The 560-nt window shown below is 63.6% G+C and carries 2 protein-coding genes; both read left to right on the forward strand.

Annotated elements, in window-relative coordinates:
• Nucleotides 1-399 (forward strand): oligopeptide/dipeptide ABC transporter ATP-binding protein (locus HLUSI_RS0109090; protein ID WP_016833674.1); only part of this gene is annotated, 399 nt, incomplete at its 5' end.
• On the forward strand, nucleotides 392-560 hold a 169-nt coding region (locus tag HLUSI_RS31455), incomplete at its 3' end, for an ATP-binding cassette domain-containing protein (protein WP_157137798.1). The genes HLUSI_RS0109090 and HLUSI_RS31455, both read left to right, overlap by 8 nt.

Below are 560 nucleotides of genomic sequence, written 5' to 3' on the forward strand. Positions count from 1 at the left end.
CTGTTCATCAGCCACGACCTCAATGTGGTGCGTTTCATCTCCGACCGCGTGCTGGTGATGTATCTCGGCCAGGTGGTGGAAATCGGTTCATCGGACCAGGTGTTCGACCAGCCCAGGCATCCCTACACGCGCGCCTTGCTGAAATCGATGCCCAGCATGGATCCCTTGCAACGCACGATGGAGGCGCCGCTGGCGGGCGACCCGCCCAATCCGATCAACCCGCCCAGCGGTTGCCGCTTCCACACGCGCTGCGCCTATGCCCGGCCGGTGTGCGGCCAACGCGCACCGGTGTTCACCAGCGATGAAAGTAGCGGCGGCGGTCACGGCGTCGCCTGCCTGCGTTACGAAGCCGACACCGCATCCCTGTTTTCGACCGCCGACGAGGTGAGCCATGCATGACATGATTAGCTTGCGCGATCTGCAGGTGCAGTTCTTCGCGCCGAAGAAACTGATCCGCGCCGTCAACGGCGTCAACCTCACCGTCGGCCAGGGTGAAGTGGTGGCCCTGATCGGCGAATCCGGCTCGGGCAAGAGCGCGTTCTCGATGCTGATGCTGGTGT

Source organism: Herbaspirillum lusitanum P6-12, assembly GCF_000256565.1.
Lineage (GTDB): Bacteria > Pseudomonadota > Gammaproteobacteria > Burkholderiales > Burkholderiaceae_D > Herbaspirillum > Herbaspirillum lusitanum.